18 protein-coding genes are annotated in these 20,035 nt (G+C 44.0%); 8 read left to right on the forward strand and 10 right to left on the reverse strand.

Annotation, left to right across the window (positions count from 1 at the left end; genetic code table 11):
• Positions 1-12: 12 nt before the first annotated feature.
• Positions 13-465 carry a hypothetical protein gene (locus AAEU32_RS12965; RefSeq protein WP_421970953.1) on the forward strand — a complete coding sequence of 151 codons (453 nt, stop codon included), beginning with the start codon at positions 13-15 and terminating at the stop codon, positions 463-465.
• A 48-nt stretch (positions 466-513) separates the two neighbouring features.
• On the opposite strand, the gene AAEU32_RS12970 is transcribed toward AAEU32_RS12965, so the two are convergent.
• The 7 genes from AAEU32_RS12970 to lrp form a co-directional block, all read right to left on the reverse strand.
• Positions 514-1,566 carry a peptidase M42 gene (locus AAEU32_RS12970; protein WP_421970954.1) on the reverse strand — a complete coding sequence of 351 codons (1,053 nt, stop codon included), beginning with the start codon at positions 1,564-1,566 and terminating at the stop codon, positions 514-516.
• 175 nt (positions 1,567-1,741) lie between these two features.
• On the reverse strand, positions 1,742-3,037 hold the full coding sequence (serS, locus tag AAEU32_RS12975) for a serine--tRNA ligase (RefSeq protein ID WP_421970955.1): 1,296 nt from the start codon (positions 3,035-3,037) through the stop codon (positions 1,742-1,744).
• Between the two features lie 8 nt (positions 3,038-3,045).
• Positions 3,046-3,423: a fluoride efflux transporter CrcB gene (crcB, locus tag AAEU32_RS12980; protein ID WP_421970972.1), complete on the reverse strand. Its 378-nt coding sequence runs from the start codon at positions 3,421-3,423 to the stop codon at positions 3,046-3,048.
• On the reverse strand, positions 3,416-4,702 hold the full coding sequence (locus AAEU32_RS12985; RefSeq protein ID WP_421970973.1) for a replication-associated recombination protein A: 1,287 nt from the start codon (positions 4,700-4,702) through the stop codon (positions 3,416-3,418). Before AAEU32_RS12985 ends, crcB begins: the two co-directional genes overlap by 8 nt.
• 46 nt (positions 4,703-4,748) lie before the next feature.
• Entirely contained in the window at positions 4,749-5,396 is a 648-nt protein-coding gene (gene lolA, locus AAEU32_RS12990; RefSeq protein WP_421970956.1) for an outer membrane lipoprotein periplasmic chaperone LolA, read from the reverse strand.
• Between the two features lie 22 nt (positions 5,397-5,418).
• The gene (locus AAEU32_RS12995; protein ID WP_421970957.1) at positions 5,419-7,998 is read right to left on the reverse strand and encodes a DNA translocase FtsK; all 2,580 of its coding nucleotides are present in this window, start codon (positions 7,996-7,998) and stop codon (positions 5,419-5,421) included.
• 121 nt (positions 7,999-8,119) lie between these two features.
• A complete protein-coding gene (gene lrp, locus AAEU32_RS13000; protein ID WP_421970958.1) occupies positions 8,120-8,602 on the reverse strand; it encodes a leucine-responsive transcriptional regulator Lrp in 483 nt (160 codons plus the stop codon).
• Positions 8,603-8,745: 143 nt separating this feature from the next.
• Between lrp and ald the strand changes: the two genes are divergently transcribed.
• Complete coding sequence (ald, locus tag AAEU32_RS13005; RefSeq protein ID WP_421970959.1) at positions 8,746-9,867, forward strand: alanine dehydrogenase; 1,122 nt, start codon at positions 8,746-8,748, stop codon at positions 9,865-9,867.
• A 53-nt stretch (positions 9,868-9,920) separates the two neighbouring features.
• Here ald and pssA read toward each other — a convergent pair whose 3' ends face one another.
• On the reverse strand, positions 9,921-11,246 hold the full coding sequence (pssA, locus tag AAEU32_RS13010) for a CDP-diacylglycerol--serine O-phosphatidyltransferase (protein WP_421970960.1): 1,326 nt from the start codon (positions 11,244-11,246) through the stop codon (positions 9,921-9,923).
• A 258-nt stretch (positions 11,247-11,504) separates the two neighbouring features.
• On the opposite strand from pssA, the gene trxB reads away from it, so the two are divergent.
• The 4 genes from trxB (at position 11,505) to infA (ending at position 14,222) form a co-directional block, all read left to right on the forward strand.
• On the forward strand, positions 11,505-12,458 hold the full coding sequence (gene trxB, locus AAEU32_RS13015) for a thioredoxin-disulfide reductase (protein WP_421970974.1): 954 nt from the start codon (positions 11,505-11,507) through the stop codon (positions 12,456-12,458).
• A 34-nt stretch (positions 12,459-12,492) separates the two neighbouring features.
• Positions 12,493-13,224 carry a leucyl/phenylalanyl-tRNA--protein transferase gene (gene aat / locus AAEU32_RS13020; RefSeq protein ID WP_421970961.1) on the forward strand — a complete coding sequence of 244 codons (732 nt, stop codon included), beginning with the start codon at positions 12,493-12,495 and terminating at the stop codon, positions 13,222-13,224.
• Positions 13,202-13,906, forward strand: a complete 705-nt coding sequence (locus tag AAEU32_RS13025) for an arginyltransferase (RefSeq protein WP_421970962.1) — start codon at positions 13,202-13,204, stop codon at positions 13,904-13,906. Before aat ends, AAEU32_RS13025 begins: the two co-directional genes overlap by 23 nt.
• Positions 13,907-14,003: 97 nt before the next feature.
• Positions 14,004-14,222: a translation initiation factor IF-1 gene (infA, locus tag AAEU32_RS13030; RefSeq protein ID WP_010560183.1), complete on the forward strand. Its 219-nt coding sequence runs from the start codon at positions 14,004-14,006 to the stop codon at positions 14,220-14,222.
• A gap of 78 nt (positions 14,223-14,300) precedes the next feature.
• On the opposite strand, the gene clpA is transcribed toward infA, so the two are convergent.
• Entirely contained in the window at positions 14,301-16,574 is a 2,274-nt protein-coding gene (clpA, locus tag AAEU32_RS13035) for an ATP-dependent Clp protease ATP-binding subunit ClpA (RefSeq protein ID WP_421970963.1), read from the reverse strand.
• A gap of 27 nt (positions 16,575-16,601) precedes the next feature.
• Positions 16,602-16,919: an ATP-dependent Clp protease adapter ClpS gene (gene clpS, locus AAEU32_RS13040; protein ID WP_421970964.1), complete on the reverse strand. Its 318-nt coding sequence runs from the start codon at positions 16,917-16,919 to the stop codon at positions 16,602-16,604.
• Positions 16,920-17,120: 201 nt separating this feature from the next.
• Here clpS and cspD point away from each other — a divergent pair, with 201 nt between their 5' ends.
• Both cspD and AAEU32_RS13050 read left to right on the forward strand, forming a co-directional pair.
• Positions 17,121-17,342, forward strand: a complete 222-nt coding sequence (gene cspD / locus AAEU32_RS13045) for a cold shock domain-containing protein CspD (protein ID WP_421970965.1) — start codon at positions 17,121-17,123, stop codon at positions 17,340-17,342.
• 292 nt (positions 17,343-17,634) lie between these two features.
• Complete coding sequence (locus tag AAEU32_RS13050; protein WP_421970966.1) at positions 17,635-19,857, forward strand: NADP-dependent isocitrate dehydrogenase; 2,223 nt, start codon at positions 17,635-17,637, stop codon at positions 19,855-19,857.
• Positions 19,858-20,035 lie beyond the last annotated feature (178 nt).

The raw sequence follows: 20,035 nt of genomic DNA on the forward strand, positions 1-20,035 counted from the left end.
AAGGAGCAAATAATGTCTAAGAACTTATTAATAGGAGCGTTGTTTTGTGTTTTTAGTTTGATGTCTATTCAAGTCGTACACGCAGATGATCATGAACCACCATTTATAGGTGGAAACTACTGGGAAGTTACAGGGATAAAAATCTCCGATGGAGCGGGTCTAAAGTATGCTAAATGGTTGGCGTCGGAGTGGCGTAAGAACTCTGATTTTGCCGTAGAACAAGGCTGGCTGATCAGTTATTCAATCATTAGCAATGTCCATGCCCGAGCAGACGAGCCAGACTTGTATATAGTCAGGGTGTTTGAAAACATGGCGTCAGTGGCCGAAAATGAAAAAAGGCGTAAAACGTACATGGCATGGGCTAAGAAGAGTATGGAAAAAATGCAGGCTGAAAGTGGTAACCGAGCAGAGTATCGCACTGTAATGAGTACTGCATTACTTCAGGAAATGAAGTTTAGAGATTAACATCCAATACACAAGCAGAGCGCACTGCTCTGCTTAAAAAAATATCAGTTACTGTTCTTTTGACAACTGCATTAGCATTGTTAAAAAACTTTCTACAGACTCAATCGCAGCCGACTCAGACATTGTGTGATAGCCTGTAGTAGGCACTTGAATTGTCGTACCATCAACCAAACCATTTGACGCGGCAATAATGCGTCCAAGCTCAGTACTACCAATAGAGTTAGGCTCTAATCCTTGACTTACCAATTCCGCGTTGTGCTGCTCTACATACTCGTCTTTAAACAAGTAACTCATGTTGTGCGCCTTACATAGCTGCTCTACTTTGCGTGTTGCTTCTAAATTAAATGATGCGTTGGCATCTTTATAACGCAGTACCAGCTGCTGATTATTTGCCGCATCTGTGTCGGGAAATGGACTGGTATCCACAACAAATAGTCTATTTGTCGAGCCACCGAAGCGCCTAAACCACTCTAGCAAATAACGCCAGCTCTTCCCTGCCTCTTCTTGCGCAGTAAAAAATGCAGTACCTTGGAAGCCCATGCTGAATAAGTGTACAAGCGCTGCGGCGCTGAGGACGTTGTCTAATTGGCCGTAGAGTCTGCCATTATCAATTTTCAATTTATCTTTGAAGGCCACGGGTGTGCCTGCCACTAAACCTTCGAGGCCATCAATTTCAAAAATAAGGTTGTTTCTAAATTCGCAAATGTAGGAATTTTTTATAATGCCATTGCCACGATAAGCGCCGGACCATGGCTCGTACGCATACACAGGTTCATTTTTAAAGCGCTCAGTGATTTTAGTCATGAGCTCTTCGGACACTGAATTATTTAATAAATCAGTTCTATTACCAGCAATGAAGGCAGCATATTGAAATTCATTTGGTCCGGTACAAATGAGCCCATGGCGGTCAATGTGAGCTGAGAACATAGTACTGAATGGTTTGTTACCTTGGGCAACTAACAATCCTTCATACCAAGTAACATGTGCTCCACGCTCTTCGAGTTCACGCTGTAATACTCGAAAAAATGAGTGTTCAGCGCCAACCACGCTGGGCTGGCGAATGATGGTCTTGAGTAAATCTATAAAATCACTGTTAAGCATGGTGTGATACGCGCCTTGCGCACTCCCTTGAATTGTTAAAGTGCACCGGCACCTTTCACAGCGAAATTAGACCAGCTTTTATAAACAGTCAATTAAAATCGCGCGACACATGTAACACACATTTAAACAAAAAAAAGCCGCTAAATAGCGGCTTCTTTTAACGTAGTTATCAGCTTTATTTTGCGCTGATGACTTCTAAACCACCCATGTATGGGCGCAGTACGATTGGTACCACTACAGAGCCATCTGCTTGTTGGTAATTCTCAAGAATAGCTACTAAGGTACGACCTACAGCAAGACCTGAACCATTAAGGGTGTGCAGAAGCTCTGGCTTTTTCTCACCAGCTCGGCGGAAACGTGCCTGCATTCGGCGGGCTTGGAAATCGCCCATGTTTGAACATGATGAAATCTCGCGGTATGTGTTTTGTGCTGGTAACCAAACTTCTAAGTCATAGGTCTTAGTTGCACCAAAGCCCATATCACCTGTACACAGCACCACTTTACGATAAGGCAGTTCTAATACTTGTAGTATTTGCTCTGCATGACCCGTTAGTTCTTCAAGGGCCTGCATTGACTCTTCCGGCTTAACAAGTTGTACTAATTCGACTTTATCAAATTGGTGCTGACGAATAAGACCTCGGGTATCACGACCATAGCTACCAGCTTCACTGCGGAAACATGGCGTATGAGCAGTCATACGTAGCGGTAGCTCTTTTTCGTCAAAGATTTCGTCGCGAGCACAATTGGTTAGAGGCACTTCAGCCGTTGGGATTAAGCTAAAGCCCGCGTCGTGTTCGCCAAGTTTCTCAGTGTGGAAAAGATCTTCTGCGAATTTAGGTAACTGACCTGTACCAAACAAACTGTCTTTGTTCACAAGATATGGCACATACATTTCAGTGTAGCCATTTTTATCTGTGTGCGTATCAAGCATGAATTGAACAAGAGCACGATGCATACGCGCAATTTGGCCGCGCATTACAGTAAAGCGTGCACCAGATAGTTTTACACCGGCTTCGAAATCTAGGCCTTTATCAAGTGCTTCGCCTAGGTCTACGTGATCTTTTACTTCAAAGTCGTATGACTTAGGCTCGCCCCACTTGCTCACTTCAACGTTGTCAGCTTCATCATTGCCTACAGGAACTTCTTGTGCAGGTAGATTTGGTAAGCCTGATGCTATGTCATTTAGCTGTGCAAGTACTTCATCTTGCTCTTTTTTAGCAGCTTCTAGTTCATCACCCAAATTTGCGACTGCGTCTAGCAGTGGCTGGATGTCTTCGCCTTTTGCCTTTGCCTGACCAATTGCTTTGGAGCGGGTGTTACGCTCGTTTTGTAATTCTTGTGTTTTTGTTTGTAGCGCTTTGCGCTTTTCTTCAAGCTCAGCAAGTGTCGCAACGTCTAATTCGAAACCACGTGTTTTTAAACGTGCTGCTGTTTGATCTACGTCCTGACGGAGATACTTTGAATCTAACATGTGAGTTTTTAACCTTTTTGCGTTGTTAGCATGAGGCCTAATGCAGCCATAAAAATACACACCCCGACATTAAGCAGGATGTTTAACGCCACTTTCAGCCACTGGCCTTGTTGCATAAGTAACAAGGTATCGAGCGAAAATGTTGAAAATGTTGTTAGCGCGCCTAAAAAACCAATTCCTAGGGTTAAGCGGTGTGGATTTGTGAGAATTTCACGATCCAAAAGGCCAAATAAAACGCCCATTAACAATGAACCGAGAATATTAACTGTCAGCGTGCCAAAAGGGAATCCCTTAGGCAGGAGTTTTAATGCTAATTCATTAACACCGAAACGCGCGCACGCACCCAAGGCTCCCCCTAACGCAATAAGCAAATAGGTACTAATCACGTTCATATCGTCTCCTCGGGCTGTGTGCGTCGCGATCTTTTAGATATGTTAATTTTTCACCGATGCGCTTTTCTAAACCACGTTCGGTGGGAAAGTAATATTGGGTATCTTTAATTTGTGGCGGGAAGAAATTCTCACCTGCCGCGTACGCTCCTGGCTCATCATGAGCATAACGATAATCTTCACCGAAACCTTGCTCTTTCATGAGCCCAGTTGGTGCGTTTCGTAAATGGTGAGGAACATCTAAATCAGCAGTCGCAATTGCATGGCGCTTAGCTTCATTAAACGCACTGTATACGGCATTACTTTTAGGGGCGCTGGCCAGATAAATAGTCGCTTGCGCTATGGCACGCTCACCTTCGCTAGGTCCAACTCGATGGTAGATATCCCAGGCATTGAGCGCAACTTGCATGGCTTTTGGGTCAGCGTTACCGATATCTTCTGTGGCTATAGCAAGCAATCGCCTTGCTACATAAAGCGGGTCGCCTCCGGCAGTTATTATGCGACAATACCAATATAAAGCAGCATCGGGACTCGAACCGCGCACTGACTTATGAAAAGCAGAGATCAAATCATAATAATGGTCGCCACCTTTGTCATAGCGCGCCAGCATTTGCGGCGACACTTGTTGTATCACCTCGCTGTTAATCACCCCTTTTGTTGCACTATGAGATGCTAATTCTGCTGCAACTTCTAGCAGATTTAATACATTGCGAGCATCTCCGCCTGCGTTATCACAAAGTTGCTTGATGCTTTGCTCATCGATTGAGATATTTTGGGCAATCAGTTGCGAGTCGCTCGATATTGCGTGGTATACAACCTGTGCAAGTTGCTCGGATGCTAACTTGTGTAATGTATACACCCTCGCCCTGGAGAGAATTGCGTTGTTGAGTGCAAATGAAGGGTTTTCGGTGGTAGCACCGATAAAGATAAATGTGCCATTTTCTACATGCGGAAGTAGTGCATCTTGTTGCGACTTATTAAACCGATGAACTTCATCTACAAATAGCAGGCTTCTGCGACCACTTTGCAAAGCAACACGTGCTTGTTCCACGGCATCACGAATATCTTTAACACCAGCGGTGACAGCGCTAAGTTCTATAAACTGAGCATCACAATGGTGGGCGATAATGTGTGCAAGGGTGGTTTTACCTACACCTGGAGGCCCCCATAAAATGAGGCTATGACAATTACCTGAGCGTATTGCGTGATACAAAGGCTGATCGTGGCCAAGAATGTGGTCCTGGCCAATATAGTCGTCAAGCGTTGTTGGACGCATGCGCGCCGCGAGTGGACGCACGTCGGGTGCAAAATCGAGAGAAAAATTATTCGCCACTTACATCCGTTCCAGCAGATTTCCTTTGGTCATCAACGAATACATGCTCTGGGATAACAAAATCAAAACGCGCATCGTCTATATCTTCATTAATTGCGGCATCTACAAACGTAAATACAGAACGCTGCCCCGAACGGTCGAGCACTTCTACTTTACTGACTTGTAAATCATCACCGAAATAGAGTGTTAGCTGCTCAACTTGCGCATTATCACGATTGATCGGTGTAACAACGTATGCAGCGTTTTCATTAGTAATAGAGAACTGTTGCCATAAGGCGTCATCATTGGTAGTCAGCAAAATAAAAGGCGTGCTGTCTATCAATGTTTCAGTATCGAGCAACGTTACTTGCTCAGCAAAGGGGTCAAAGTAGAAGCTGTTAACGCCATTAGATACGAATAAGGTTTCGTCTGGCTGATTTTGTTGCCAGCGAATTTTTTTGGGTTGCTCTAATTCTAACCGCCCTTCACTTTCACTTACTAATTCACCCTGTGGGTCATAAACCTGTTGCGTAAACGCACTATTCAAAGATGATAGATGTGATAGTTGTTTCTTTAACTGCTGGGCTTCATCAGCCAGTGTAAACGAACTGGCCAATATTGATGTTGCTGCCAGTGCGGGTGTAATCATTTTTTTCATATAGACCTCCACTTGGTGTCTGTTAACTGGCGTTATTTTTTACCAGTACTTCTCGGGCACCATTATGTCCCGGAGGGCTTACAAGCCCAGATTGTTCCATTTGTTCGACTAAACGAGCTGCGCGGTTATAACCGACACGCAATTTGCGCTGCACACTTGATACCGACACACGACCACTTTCGATTACAAAAGCGACAGCCTCATCATACAGTGGATCGGCCTCGCCATCTTCATCTTCTGCTGTCTCACCCGGTAACAAAACATCTTCAACCGCGTCACCGTTGAGGATCTCCTCAACATAATTAGGTTTGCCTCGCGCTTTCCAATCATTCACTACGGCATGCACCTCATGATCGTCAACAAACGCGCCGTGTACACGTATCGGCACACTCGTACCCGGCGGCAAATACAACATATCACCCATACCAAGGAGGTGCTCAGCGCCTTGTTGGTCCAATATCGTGCGTGAATCAATTTTCGACGACACTTGGAACGCCATACGCGTTGGAATATTCGCTTTAATCAGGCCCGTTATTACATCCACTGATGGTCGCTGTGTAGCAAGGACAAGGTGAATTCCTGCTGCACGGGCTTTTTGCGCGATACGGGCAATGAGTTCTTCTACCTTTTTACCAACAATCATCATCATGTCAGCAAATTCGTCAATGACAACGACGATGCTCGGGAGTTTATCTAACTCTTGCGGACCATCCGCCATGCCATCGGTGTCTTTAAACAACGGATCCATAATAGGTTGACCCGCGGCTTTGGCATCTAACACTTTTTGGTTGTAACCCTTAAGATTACGAACACCTAAGGCTGACATGAGTTTGTAACGTCGCTCCATCTCGCCTACACACCAACGCAATGCATTAGCGGCCTCTTTCATGTCAGTAACAACCTCACATAAAAGATGCGGAATACCCTCGTAGACAGATAGCTCTAGCATCTTCGGGTCTATCATAATCATCCGCACATCTTCAGGCGGTGATTTGTAAAGTAAGCTTAATATCATGACATTAACGCCCACTGACTTACCTGACCCTGTTGTACCAGCAACAAGCAAGTGCGGCATTTTCGCAAGATCTGCAACCACAGGTTGACCCGCAATATCTTTTCCAAGAACCATGGTCAGTGGTGATTTGTTCTGCTCAAACTTCGGCGCATTGATTACCTCTGAGAGGCGAACTACTTCGCGGTGTTTGTTTGGAAGTTCCAGGCCAACGTACGTTTTCCCAGGAATAACCTCAACTACGCGCACGCTCACAGCAGACAATGAACGAGCTAAGTCTTTGGCTAAACCAGTGATTTTTGCCACCTTAATTCCCGGTGCTAAGTCTAACTCAAAACGTGTAACAACTGGTCCAGGATAGACACCTACCACTGACGCTTGCACGCCAAAATCTTGTAGTTTTGCTTCTACAAGACGTGACACTGCTTCAAGCTCTTCTTCGGAGATGGGGTTCTTTTGCTTATCAGGCCTGTCCAGTAAGTCCAAAGATGGCAACGGGTCCATAGGTGGACGCTCTTCCAATAGCTGTTCGAATTTCTCTTTGGCGCTCAATTGGCGAGCTGGCAATTGGGTGACATTAGACTTACGCGTGAGCTCTTGTTCAGGCGGCTCTGTTTGTGATTGAGGAAGCGGCTGCGCTTTATCTAACTCATTCAATGCGCTAACCGTATCAAAATTTTCATCATCTATTGCACTAAATGTCATTTCCTCGGCGAATATATCGTCCAAATCATCAAGTGCTGGGTGCTGCTTTTGTGTATTTTGCGACACTGATTCATCAACATTGACGTCATCAGCCTTGGGTTCAGGTGCAAACATATTCTCTGCACTTTGCTGTGCTGAACTGGTTTCTTTAACGCTATCAAGATCGCCTATTTGAATGTCATCATGTGCACGAATAGGTGCTATCTCAGTCGCTTCGTCAGTAACAGAGGCACCGTCTTCAATGGCGACCTGATTATTGTGCTGCTCAGCTTTGTTATATTCTTCTTGGTACTGCGCACGCTTGCTGTGTATCCATGACCAAACACGCTTACAGGCACGAGTTACTAAATCACCTAGCACGTCTACGAACTGCACCCAAGAGATCCCGGTCATTAACGTAATGCCGGCAAAGAAAAAGCACAGCAATAATATGGAGGTGCCCGTAAAGTTAAACGCTGGCAACATCGCTGAGGAAATGACGTCCCCCACTACCCCGCCAGAGGAAAAATAAAAAATATCATCGAAATTTATCGAACTAATGGCGCACGCACTGAGCACGAATAACACAAGACCAATCAATCGAAGTGCTAAGGTAATGTAGTCAAGACGTAAAACTTGATGGGGTCTTTTGAACGCGAAATAACCGAACATTTGAATGGCAGCGGGTACAAAAAAGGCGAGCCAGCCAAAACTAAACAATAAGATATCAGCTAACCATGCGCCAGCAGTGCCTGTAATGTTGCTGACCTCTATGAACTCACCTGTTTGCGACCATGAAGGGTCGGCTGGATCAAAGCTGATGAGCGCGCACAAAACAAAAATAGCGAATGCAGTGCTTATTATTAAGCCTGTTTCTAGCAGTCTTTGTACACCGTTTAGGCGCATATTCCTTTATCCTTATTCTTTTTGTAATACTACAGCGCAATACTCTTAACAATAACAATTCTTTGTCATTTTTGCACTGTGTTTATAATCAGTGATACCCACTTCATTCGTGGCGGCAAATTTAACTAGGAATTTGCGGGCGAATAATTAGCGCTTCTTCGCCTTTTACTTCTTCCATAACCACATACGTCCTACTTTCTGAGATGTTTGGTAATTTTAACAATATGTCGCCAAGGACTTGGCGGTATTCAGACATATCGGTTACGCGTGTTTTTAAGAGAAAATCAAAATTACCAGATACGAGATGACATTCGACAATTTCATCATGCTTACGTACCGCCTGATTGAACTCATCGAATACATCGGGGGAGGTTTTAGTGATAGTAACCTCTACATACACCAACAAAGCCTGGCCTAGCTTTGCTGGGTCGACCACTGCTTTATAGCCACGAATGTACCCTTCTCTTTCTAACTTTTTTACCCGCTCTAAGCAGGGGGTCGCACTCAGACCAATACGCTTTGCAAGTTCAACATTAGAAATACGTCCATCACGTTGCAGTTCCACGAGAATATTGCGGTCTATACGGTCAAGTTGTTGATGCATTATTCACACCAGTCAATTCATCTAAATTTAAATTAAATATAGTTTAATACACTGGCTGTACATTTCAAAACAGTGAGACACACTATTTAACCATGAGTACAATAGTGAAAAATTTTCCTGTTCAATGTAAGGTATAGTTACTTATGATTATCGGTGTACCAAAAGAGATTAAAAACCACGAATACCGTGTGGGCATGATCCCAGCAAGCGCTCGCGAGCTAATCAACCACGGTCATGAAGTGATCGTTGAAACTAACGCGGGTCTTGGTATTGGTTTTACCGACGAAGACTATGTAGAGGTAGGTGCGAAAATCATCTCGACTGCCGCTGAAGTTTTCGCTACGGCTGATATGATCATCAAGGTTAAGGAGCCGCAAGCTGTTGAGCGTGCGATGCTTCGTGAAGACCAAATTCTTTTCACATACCTACACCTAGCACCAGATCTTCCTCAAACTGAAGACCTAGTGAAAAGTGGCGCAATCTGTATTGCATACGAAACAGTTACCGACAGTAAAGGTGGCTTACCATTACTTGCTCCTATGTCTGAAGTTGCTGGCCGCATGTCTATTCAAGCTGGCGCACAAGCACTTGAAAAGTCAAAGCATGGTTGCGGTATGTTGTTAGGCGGTGTTCCTGGTGTTGAGCCAGCTAAAGTAGTTGTTATTGGTGGCGGCATGGTTGGTCGTAACGCTGCACAAATGGCTGTAGGTCTTGGTGCTGATGTTACTATTTTGGATCGTAACATCGACGTACTACGTAGCCTTAATGCGCAGTTCGGCTCTCAAGCTAAAGTGATTTACTCTACTGCTGACGCGCTTGAAAAGCACGTATTAGAAGCTGACCTAGTTATCGGTGGCGTGCTTATCCCAGGCGCAGCTGCACCTAAGCTTGTTACAGCAGATCACATCAAAGCGATGAAGCCTGGCGCTGCAATTGTTGACGTTGCAATCGACCAAGGTGGTTGTATCGCAACATCTAAACCAACTACACACGATGAGCCTACTTACATTGTTGATGACGTTGTACACTACTGTGTTGCAAACATGCCCGGCGCAGTGCCACGCACATCAACGTTTGCTCTAAACAACGCAACATTACCTTACATCATTAAACTTGCGAACAAAGGTTATAAGCAAGCGTTGCTTGAAGACAGCAACTTCCTTGCTGGCCTTAACGTAATCAAAGGTAAAGTGACATATAAAGAAGTAGCTGAAGCATTCAACATGGAATATGTTGACCCGCGTACAGCAGTAGAAACGTTATAAGCACGTTACATGCAATAAAAAACCCGCCTAGTTGGCGGGTTTTTTATTTGTCATCATATAAACCGTTTAATTATAAAGTCTACTTTCACGCGTTTGGCCTTACCGAGTATTTTCTGCACAGGCTCAGGATAGTCTTTTAATTGCTCGAGCTCAGTATAGCTATTTAAGCGTTTGCAATGTGCCAAAATCGATTGCTTTTCATCGTTGACGACTGTTTTTAGCTTGCCATCTTTATCATCAATGAAAATACCATTTTCAATATCTAGCCCCCACGCCCTTGGGTTGAGGTTATGGCCACTAAGCAAATGATAGCGGTTGTCGGAACAAATCCCCTTCAAATGGAAGGAGTTTGAATCATGCTTCCACAGATACACATTCAAATTACCGTTATCTACAAACTTCTGTTGTGCCTTTAAGAATTTCGCCAAGATAGTTTCATATAAATAGGGTAACGCACCAACCTTTGAGAATGGTTCGTGTGGCGGAATATAAAAATCATTGGCCGTTTTATCACCAACGATAATGGTCACTTGCTTGCCTTGTCTTAGCAACCTTCTTAACGCTCTCAATAACGGCGTCGGAAAGTTGAAGTATGGCGTATAAAGGACCAATTCAGATTCGGTAATATCAAATAGCTGCTTAATTAAGCGATTAAGTTTGTTATCACGTCGTCCTAGACCGATGAATGGCCTCACAGACAACGCTGCGTCTTTACACTCTTGTGTATTTGGGTATTGAGCCCTCTTTAGTGCCTTCAATAACTGTTTATGTTTTGCTTTGAACGTTGTAAAGCGAGGAACTGGTCGAACATCGATTCGCGGCACTGCTTCACTACTGAGTAATGTTTCATCAGTAAAGCTTACTAATGAATCACACAAGGCGGTGTTGTGAATGAGGAAGTACCTGTCTAAACGATATCTATCGAAGTATTGCAAATACACATTATTTAAACTCGCCCCGCTGTAAAGCAAGGTATCGTCAATTACGAAGCCTTTGAGGTGCAATACACCAAATAGTTCTTTGGCTTTAACAGGAACACCATACACTTCAACGCGAGAGTTGAAGTGCTCTAAACGCTCTATATAGAGCGCTGCATTGCCTTCGCTTTGTGCAGCACCAATTAAACCACGTTGCGCACGATGAAAATCAACCAGCACTTTAATTTCTAATTGCGGCTTTTCTAACGATGCCTGATGTAAGGCATCTAACACTTCACGCCCTGCTTCATCATCTTGAAGATAAAGCGCAGTAATATAAATACGGCGTTCGGCACCAGCAATGAGCTCTAGAAGCTTGGAGCGATAGCTCTGTGCATCCGTTAATATCTCAATATCTTGCTCTTGCAGGCTATAGCCAGCTTGATGTTGCCAAAAATACATAAAGTTCTTTATTCTTTGCGTCGCCACGCATAAAAATGCATCAGACGAGTTTGTAATTGCCTAGAACATATCAAAAAAAATATCCAAGGTCATGAAATAACGTCCGCGATACGGCTTTTTGGCGTTAAAACAAACAGTACAGTTATTTTGACAGCTAGAGATTTTACACAATTTGAAAATTAGCAAAATTATTTACTTATGCGTTGTTTTTCTTAGAATCACCCGCATAACTACATTCAATTAAAATTATCGAGACGTATTATGAGCGCCAAACATTGTAAATTACTTATTCTTGGCTCAGGCCCTGCAGGCTACACAGCGGCTGTGTATGCAGCGCGAGCTAACTTAAACCCTGTGTTAGTGACTGGTATCCAACAAGGTGGACAGCTAACTACAACAACTGAAGTTGAAAACTGGCCTGGAGATGCTCATGGTTTAACAGGTCCTGCGCTAATGGAGCGTATGAAAGAGCATGCCGAGCGTTTCGAAACGGAAATCGTTTTTGATCATATTAACGAAGTTAACTTAAACGTTCGTCCTTTCGAGCTTAAGGGTGATTCGGGAACTTACACTGCAGACGCACTGATCATTGCTACAGGTGCGTCAGCAAAATACCTTGGTTTAGAGTCTGAAACAGCGTTTCAAGGTCGTGGTGTATCAGCGTGTGCAACATGTGATGGTTTCTTCTATAAGAACCAAAAAGTGGCGGTAGTAGGCGGTGGTAATACTGCTGTTGAAGAAGCGCTTTATTTATCAAACATCGCCTCTGAAGTGCATGTAATCCACCGTCGTGACAGCTTCCGCAGTGAGAAAATCTTGGCTGATCGCCTGTTAGAAAAAGCAAACAACGGCAACGTTACGATCCATTGGAACCGTACATTAGATGAAGTTCTAGGCGATGATATGGGTGTAACCGGAATTCGCATTAAAGACAGTCAATCTGATGCAACACAAGAATTGGATTTGGCCGGCGTATTCATTGCCATTGGTCACAAACCAAACACAGACATGTTCCAAGGCCAACTTGAGATGAAAGACGGTTACCTAGTCGTTGAATCTGGTCTTAACGGTAATGCCACACAAACAAGCATTGAAGGTGTATTTGCAGCTGGCGATGTGTCAGACCACATCTACCGTCAAGCTATTACATCTGCAGGTACGGGCTGTATGGCCGCACTAGATGCAGAGCGTTATTTAGATAACCTAAAGTAACGAGGTAAAGGGGCGTTATCGCCCCTTTTCTTATATGACTCAGTATCTCCAACAACTAGGCTCTATCAGCGAGGGATTTCCTGATCCCCACACTGCCCTTACGCAACCTGATGGCCTACTTGCAATTGGCGGGTGTTTGTCAGTGAATAGACTGGCTGATGCCTATCGCAACGGCATATTTCCTTGGTACAGCGACGGTGAACCGCTGATGTGGTGGTCGCCTAGTGAACGTGCTGTCATAGAACTTGAACAATTTCATGTTAGCCGCAGCCTGAGAAAAGCACTCAAGCGACTTAAGCCTCGTGTCACGGTAAATACTTGCTTTGCCGAGGTGATAAGCGCCTGCAAATGGCAACGAATGGATGATGAAGGTACTTGGATCACCGATGACATGGAGCTCGCCTATATAAACGCCCACAAAGCTGGCATAGCGCACAGTATTGAAGTCTGGCAAGGGCAAGAACTTGTCGGTGGTCTTTATGGCATCATGCAATCTCGGGTGTTTTGCGGCGAGTCTATGTTTCATAAAGAGACTGATTGCTCAAAGTTGGCAATGTGGGCACTGGTGGAGCTGCTAAAACAGCACGATTGTGATTTTATCGATTGCCAGTTAATGAACCCCTACCTTGAAAAGTTAGGCGCATCACCCGTGCCAAGAGCCGTATTTTTAACTAGACTTAAGCGTAGTAACGAGCTTCTTTGTGATCTCTCGTTTTGGCAACCGCATGAGATAGTGAGCCCTTATGGCCAGACATTTAGCAATTAAAATAGGCCTCAGCCAAAAATTTCAGTGCAGCTATTTAAGTGAACAAGAGGAACAGCTTTTAGTCATACTTGATCCAAGCTGCTATACGCCTACAGGGTTCGAAATACTTCTCCAACAAGGGTTTAGACGCAGTGGCGAGCAAATTTATCGCCCCCACTGCCCCGCGTGTAAAGCGTGCGAGTCGGTGCGCGTTATTGCCAGTGAATTCGCGCCATCTCGCTCACAAAAACGAAAACTAAACAAAGCAAAAGGTTTTACGCTGCGCGTGAGTGAGGATGAGCAGAGCGAGTATTATGACTTGTATGAGCGATATATTAATGAACGCCATAGCGACGGCTCTATGTATCCACCACAGCGCACGCAGTATGACAGCTTTTTGTTCTGTCATTGGATGGATATCCATTTTATTGAGTTGTGGGATGAAGATAAATTAATTGCCGTTGCCGTGACGGATGTAATGGATAATGCTTTGTCTGCCATTTACACCTTTTTTGACCCTGATTATGAAGAATTTAGTCTCGGCAGCGTGATGATAATGAAGCAAATTGAGTATGCGCGTCGATGCGATAAGACATTTGTCTATTTGGGGTACCAAATTGATGACTGTAAAAAAATGAATTACAAAACTAAGTATATCAGAGCGCAAAGATTACAAAACGACCAATGGGTAGAGGTTATTTGACGGCAAAATCGACAAATTCAGCGGTGCGCCTTTACATATCCTTTGCTTTTGGGCACAATCGCATGCGTTTAACTATCACAGAGGTGTTACGCTAGATATGGCGAAAGAAGACGTAATTGAAATGCAAGGAACGGTTTTAGATACCTTGCCAAATACAATGTTCCGTGTAGAGCTTGAGAATGGTCACGTTGTTGTGGCTCACATTTCCGGTAAAATGCGTAAAAACTACATTCGTATTTTAACTGGCGACAAAGTAACTGTGGAACTTACGCCTTACGATCTATCAAAAGGCCGTATCGTTTTCCGTGCTCGTTAATTTGTTGCACGCTAAGCCGATTTAGCAAAAAGCCCAGCAAATGCTGGGCTTTTTGTTAACCTGAAAAGATGAAACCCGTCATGCTGGGCTCATCTGTGTGGCGTAATCAAACTTCAGTTGATCAGACTTCTTATCAACACTCACTTTAACATCTCCACCATCCACTAAGCTGCCAAATAGAATTTCATTAGCAAGTGGCTTTTTGAGCTGCTCCTGTATCACACGCGCCATCGGGCGAGCGCCCATAGCCTTATCGTAACCTTTGTGGGCTAGCCATTTGCGAGCGCCATCAGTAAGTTCAAGGTTAACTGATTTCTTATCGAGCTGAGCTTGCAGTTCTACAATGAACTTATCAACAACTTGCAAGATCACATCGGTATCTAAATGGTTAAACCAAATTATGTTGTCTAATCGATTGCGAAATTCTGGTGTAAACACCTTATTAATTTCACCAAGCGCATCGTGCGACGTATCCTGATCAACAAAACCAATGGCATTTTTCACTGTTTCTTGAACACCGGCATTGGTTGTCATCACAACAATAACATTTCTGAAGTCAGCTTTACGGCCATTATTGTCGGTCAAAGTGCCATGATCCATGACTTGCAACAGGATGTTATAGATATCGCTATGTGCTTTTTCTATTTCATCCAAAAGTACAACAGCATGTGGGTGTTTAATTACTGCCTCAGTTAACAAACCACCTTGCTCATAACCAACATAACCAGGAGGTGCACCTATAAGACGACTAACTGCATGACGCTCCATATATTCGGACATATCAAAGCGCAAGAACTCAATTCCCATGCACTTGGCAAGCTGTTTGGTCACTTCGGTTTTACCTACCCCCGTTGGACCTGCGAACAAGAAGGAACCGACAGGCTTATCTTCGTTAGCTAATCCAGAACGGGACAAACGAATAGCAGATGACAAAGCGTCAATTGATTGGTCTTGACCAAACACCAACATTTTAAGGTTTCTATCAAGATTCTTCAGAACCTCTTTGTCCGATGAAGACACGCTTTGCTGCGGTATACGCGCAATCTTAGCGATAATTTGCTCTATATCTGCGACACCAATTGTTTTCTTGCGTTTGGAAATCGGTTGTAGACGCTGATTTGCACCTGCTTCATCAATTACGTCAATTGCCTTATCTGGTAAGTGACGTTCATTGATGTATTTAGCACTGAGCTCTGCCGCAGCACGCAGTGCTTTTTGGGTGTAACGAATGCCGTGGTGTTCCTCGTAACGCTCTTTCAAACCGTTGAGGATCTTCGTTGTATCTTCAACACTTGGCTCATTGACATCAATCTTTTGGAAACGACGAACGAGCGCACGATCTTTCTCAAATATATTTTTAAACTCGTTGTATGTCGTAGACCCCATACAACGAAGTTGCCCGCTTGATAAAAGTGGTTTAATCAAGTTTGATGCATCCATAACACCGCCAGATGCAGCACCAGCACCGATGATCGTGTGAATTTCATCAATGAATAAAATTGCACCTTTTTCTTGCTGTAGTTGCTTGAGTAAGCTCTTTAGACGTTTCTCAAAGTCACCGCGGTATTTAGTACCAGCAAGCAAAGCGCCCATGTCTAGTGAGTACACCACGCCATCGGCAATCACATCAGGTACTTCGTTGTTCACGATACGATATGCCAGTCCCTCCGCGATTGCGGTTTTACCCACACCTGCCTCGCCAACAAGCAACGGGTTATTCTTTTTGCGTCGGCACAAAACTTGGACAGTGCGCTCCACTTCTTGATCACGGCCGATAAGCGGGTCTATCTGCCCTTTTTGTGCGAGTACATTTAGGTTCGACGTATATTTATCGAGAATATTCTGCTCTTCTGAGCTCTCTGAAGCGAGCTCTTCAGGAATGTCCTCATGATCATCTATGTGTTCACTGTCATCGTCAGCACTAGAAATACCATGAGAAATGAAATTAACGATATCTAAACGGTTTACGTCGTTCTTTTTGAGTAGATAAACGGCTTGGCTTTCTTGTTCTGAAAAAATTGCAACCAACACGTTGACGCCGGTTACTTCGCTCTTACCTGATGATTGGACGTGGAAAACGGCGCGCTGTAACACACGTTGAAATCCTAACGTAGGCTGTGTTTCTCGTTCTTGTTCTAAATCGGAAATAACAGGTGTCGTTTCGTCAATGAACTCTGAGAGTTCAGCACGCAACACCTGGAGATCAACACCACATGCAATAAGCGCTTCATTGGCAGACGGGTTATCTAATAGTGCTAAGAGCAAATGCTCAACCGTCATAAATTCATGACGACGAGTACGGGCTTCTTTGAACGCTTCATTTAAAGTAATTTCTAAATCTTTGTTTAGCATCGGCAACCCCCAAAAACTAAATACTCGTTATTCCTGCTCACAACTGCACAGCAGTGGATGCTCATGCTCTCTGGCAAAACGATTTACTTGCTCAGTTTTGGTGTAAGCGATATCCGCAGGATACACACCACACACCGCCTTTCCTTCATGGTGAACCTTGAGCATCACATCTGTTGCCTTTTCACTATCCATATTGAAGAAAGTCATTAAAACTTCTATCACAAAATCCATTGGCGTGTAGTCGTCATTGTTCAAAATTACTTTGTACTTTCGAGGCGGCTGTAACTTTTCCTTCTGTTCGTCACGGCTACGCTCTACAACACCCGAATCTTTCATTCCACTCATAACTAAATATAGTCTTCTTTTACAGATCTCAAGCAACCCTGAAATCAAAAATAAATAAATTGTTAAAAAAATGCACAAACCACTTGACTGAGTGATTAAATAAACTACAGTCAAATCTAGGCTGCCTACCTATTAAGCAGTCTAACAAACTATCAGGTTTAGATTAACTAAATTAGTCAACTTATAGAAGGATGTAGAAGTATGGCTTGTGGAAAAGTCAAGTGGTTCAACAACGCCAAAGGGTTCGGTTTTATCCAAGAAGTAGGAAGTGAAGATGATATTTTTGCGCACTACTCCACCATAGTCATGGATGGATACAAAACGCTCAAAGCAGGTCAAGATGTAACCTTCGAACTACAACAAGGCCCTAAAGGGCTTCATGCAACAAACATTTTGCCTACTGACGGCTCTGAAGGCGTTTAACGGTATTTCTTTGTGCCAGTGAAAACAGTCGCAATGCTGTTTTGTTACATCGAAGAGCGAGCTTATGCTCGCTTTGATCTTTCTAACCCCCTCAAAATCTCAACTCACACGTAAACTTCTGGTCTTTTTTGTAAACTAAACTTGAAATTTTTTCCCCCGCCCTTACTTATGGTTGGATGGAGCTTTTCTTATTTGCTTGTTACACTGCATAGCAGTGACAGCAGATGTCAGCCGATAAGTTGCTAGTAAGCGACTACGGTTGATAACACAAAACGTTAAATTAGGACCAAAAATGACCTCGAAAATCATTTACACCAAGACTGATGAGGCGCCAGCTCTGGCTACTTATTCATTGCTTCCAGTTATCCAAGCCTACTCAGGCGTAGCCGGTATCGATGTTGAAACTCGCGACATTTCACTTGCTGGTCGTATCATTGCAGTATTTCCTGAGTTCTTAAAAGAAGAACAGCGTATTGGCGATGCTTTAGCTGAATTAGGTGAACTTGCTAAGACACCAGAAGCGAATATCATCAAACTGCCAAATATCAGTGCATCTATTCCACAGTTAAAAGCGGCTATCAAAGAGCTTCAAGCGCAGGGTTATGACCTTCCTAACTACCCTGATGAGCCTAAGAATGAACAAGAACAAGATATCAAAGCCCGCTACGACAAAATCAAAGGCAGTGCTGTAAACCCAGTACTTCGTGAAGGTAACTCAGACCGTCGTGCACCGGCTTCAGTAAAAGCTTACGCTCGTAAAAACCCACACTCAATGGGTGCATGGAGCAAGGACTCAAAATCACGTGTTGCATCTATGCAAGACGGTGACTTCTTTGGCTCAGAGCAATCAGTTACGGTTGAAAAAGCGACCAGCGTGCGTATTGAGCATGTTGATGCAGCTGGCAACACAACAGTATTAAAGCCTGAAGTTAAGCTCTTAGATGGTGAAATCATCGATGGCTCACGCATGAGCGTGTCGAAACTACATGCGTTTATTGCTGAGCAAATTGATGCAGCAAAAGAAGACGGTGTTTTATTCTCGTTGCACATGAAAGCAACCATGATGAAGGTGTCAGATCCAATCATCTTCGGCCACGCTGTAAAAGTATTCTACAAAGACGTGTTTGACAAACACGGGGACTTGTTTGCTGAGCTAGGCGTAGATGTAAACAACGGTATTGGCGATGTTTACGCGCGCATTGAAAACATTGATGAAGCGAAGCGCAAAGAAATCGAAGCTGACATCATGGCCGTTTATGAGCAGCGTCCACGTGTAGCTATGGTGGATTCTGACCGCGGTATCACAAACTTACATGTACCAAGTGATGTAATCATTGATGCGTCTATGCCAGCTGCGATTCGCTCATCTGGCCAAATGTGGAATGCAGACGGTCAGTTACAAGATACAGCATTTGTTATTCCAGATCGCAGTTACTCTGGTGTTTATGATGCAACGGTAGAGTTCTGTAAAGAACACGGAGCGTTCGACCCAAGTACAATGGGAAGCGTTCCGAACGTTGGACTAATGGCACAAAAAGCAGAAGAGTATGGTTCGCACGACAAAACGTTCGAAATCACCAGTGCGGGTAAAGTACGAGTAGTTGATGCCAATGACACTGTGTTAATTGAACACGACGTTGAAGCTGGAGACATCTGGCGCATGTGTCAGGTTAAAGATGCACCTATCCAAGATTGGGTAAAGCTTGCTGTTAACCGTGCGCGTGCAACCAACACCCCAGCAGTGTTTTGGTTGAATGAAGCTCGTGCTCACGACGCACAGCTAATCAAAAAGGTTAACGCCTACTTACCTCAACACGACACTGACGGCCTTGAGATCCTAATCTTAGACCCTATCGCTGCGACTAAATACTCTTTAGAGCGCATCAAAGAAGGCAAAGACACAATCTCTGTAACGGGTAACGTTCTGCGTGACTATCTAACAGACTTATTTCCTATTCTTGAGCTTGGTACAAGTGCGAAAATGTTGTCTATCGTACCGCTTATGAACGGTGGTGGTTTGTTCGAAACGGGTGCCGGTGGTAGTGCACCTAAACACGTACAACAGTTCCAACAAGAAAACCACTTACGTTGGGATTCACTTGGTGAATTCCTTGCATTGGCTGCATCTTACGAGCACCTTAGTGCACGTACTAACAACGCTAAGGCGCAAGTACTGGCAGATACTCTTGACCAAGCAACGGCTCAGTTCCTTGACGAGAACAAGTCTCCATCACGTAAAGTTGGCGAGATTGATAACCGTGGCAGTCACTTCTACCTTACCCTTTTCTGGGCAGAAGCACTTGCAGCACAAGATACAGACGCAGATCTGAAAGCCCGCTTCACTGAAGTAGCATCACTACTTCGTGAAAATGAGCAGACTATCATCAATGAGCTTAATGAAGCACAAGGTCCAAGCATGGATATTGGCGGCTACTATCAGCCTAACGATGAGCTTGCGTTCCAAGCAATGCGTCCTAGCAATACATTCAATGCGATCCTTGCTAAACTAGCGTAATCGTATCGATATGCAAAAAAAGGCATCCGATTGGATGCCTTTTTTATTTTAAATAATTGACCCGTCCTAAATAGCGTTGACACTTTTCAAACTTAATTTGGAGAGTGTAATGAAATCAATTGGCAAAAGAACTCAACGAGATTATTCCCTCGCTTTTAAATTGGCAGTTGTAGACCAA

The organism is Pseudoalteromonas maris, from assembly GCF_049257235.1.
In the GTDB taxonomy this organism is placed as follows: domain Bacteria; phylum Pseudomonadota; class Gammaproteobacteria; order Enterobacterales; family Alteromonadaceae; genus Pseudoalteromonas.

Excerpts from the sequence above, each read along its gene's own strand:
- AAEU32_RS12965 (WP_421970953.1), top strand. The coding sequence starts at position 13 with ATGTCTAAGAACTTATTAATAGGAGCGTTGTTTTGTGTTTTTAGTTTG.
- AAEU32_RS12970 (WP_421970954.1), bottom strand. The coding sequence starts at position 1,566 with ATGCTTAACAGTGATTTTATAGATTTACTCAAGACCATCATTCGCCAG.
- serS (WP_421970955.1), bottom strand. The coding sequence starts at position 3,037 with ATGTTAGATTCAAAGTATCTCCGTCAGGACGTAGATCAAACAGCAGCA.
- AAEU32_RS12985 (WP_421970973.1), bottom strand. The coding sequence starts at position 4,702 with ATGCGTCCAACAACGCTTGACGACTATATTGGCCAGGACCACATTCTT.
- lolA (WP_421970956.1), bottom strand. The coding sequence starts at position 5,396 with ATGAAAAAAATGATTACACCCGCACTGGCAGCAACATCAATATTGGCC.
- AAEU32_RS12995 (WP_421970957.1), bottom strand. The coding sequence starts at position 7,998 with ATGCGCCTAAACGGTGTACAAAGACTGCTAGAAACAGGCTTAATAATA.
- lrp (WP_421970958.1), bottom strand. The coding sequence starts at position 8,602 with ATGCATCAACAACTTGACCGTATAGACCGCAATATTCTCGTGGAACTG.
- ald (WP_421970959.1), top strand. The coding sequence starts at position 8,746 with ATGATTATCGGTGTACCAAAAGAGATTAAAAACCACGAATACCGTGTG.
- pssA (WP_421970960.1), bottom strand. The coding sequence starts at position 11,246 with ATGTATTTTTGGCAACATCAAGCTGGCTATAGCCTGCAAGAGCAAGAT.
- aat (WP_421970961.1), top strand. The coding sequence starts at position 12,493 with ATGACTCAGTATCTCCAACAACTAGGCTCTATCAGCGAGGGATTTCCT.
- AAEU32_RS13025 (WP_421970962.1), top strand. The coding sequence starts at position 13,202 with ATGGCCAGACATTTAGCAATTAAAATAGGCCTCAGCCAAAAATTTCAG.
- infA (WP_010560183.1), top strand. The coding sequence starts at position 14,004 with ATGGCGAAAGAAGACGTAATTGAAATGCAAGGAACGGTTTTAGATACC.
- clpA (WP_421970963.1), bottom strand. The coding sequence starts at position 16,574 with ATGCTAAACAAAGATTTAGAAATTACTTTAAATGAAGCGTTCAAAGAA.
- clpS (WP_421970964.1), bottom strand. The coding sequence starts at position 16,919 with ATGAGTGGAATGAAAGATTCGGGTGTTGTAGAGCGTAGCCGTGACGAA.
- cspD (WP_421970965.1), top strand. The coding sequence starts at position 17,121 with ATGGCTTGTGGAAAAGTCAAGTGGTTCAACAACGCCAAAGGGTTCGGT.
- AAEU32_RS13050 (WP_421970966.1), top strand. The coding sequence starts at position 17,635 with ATGACCTCGAAAATCATTTACACCAAGACTGATGAGGCGCCAGCTCTG.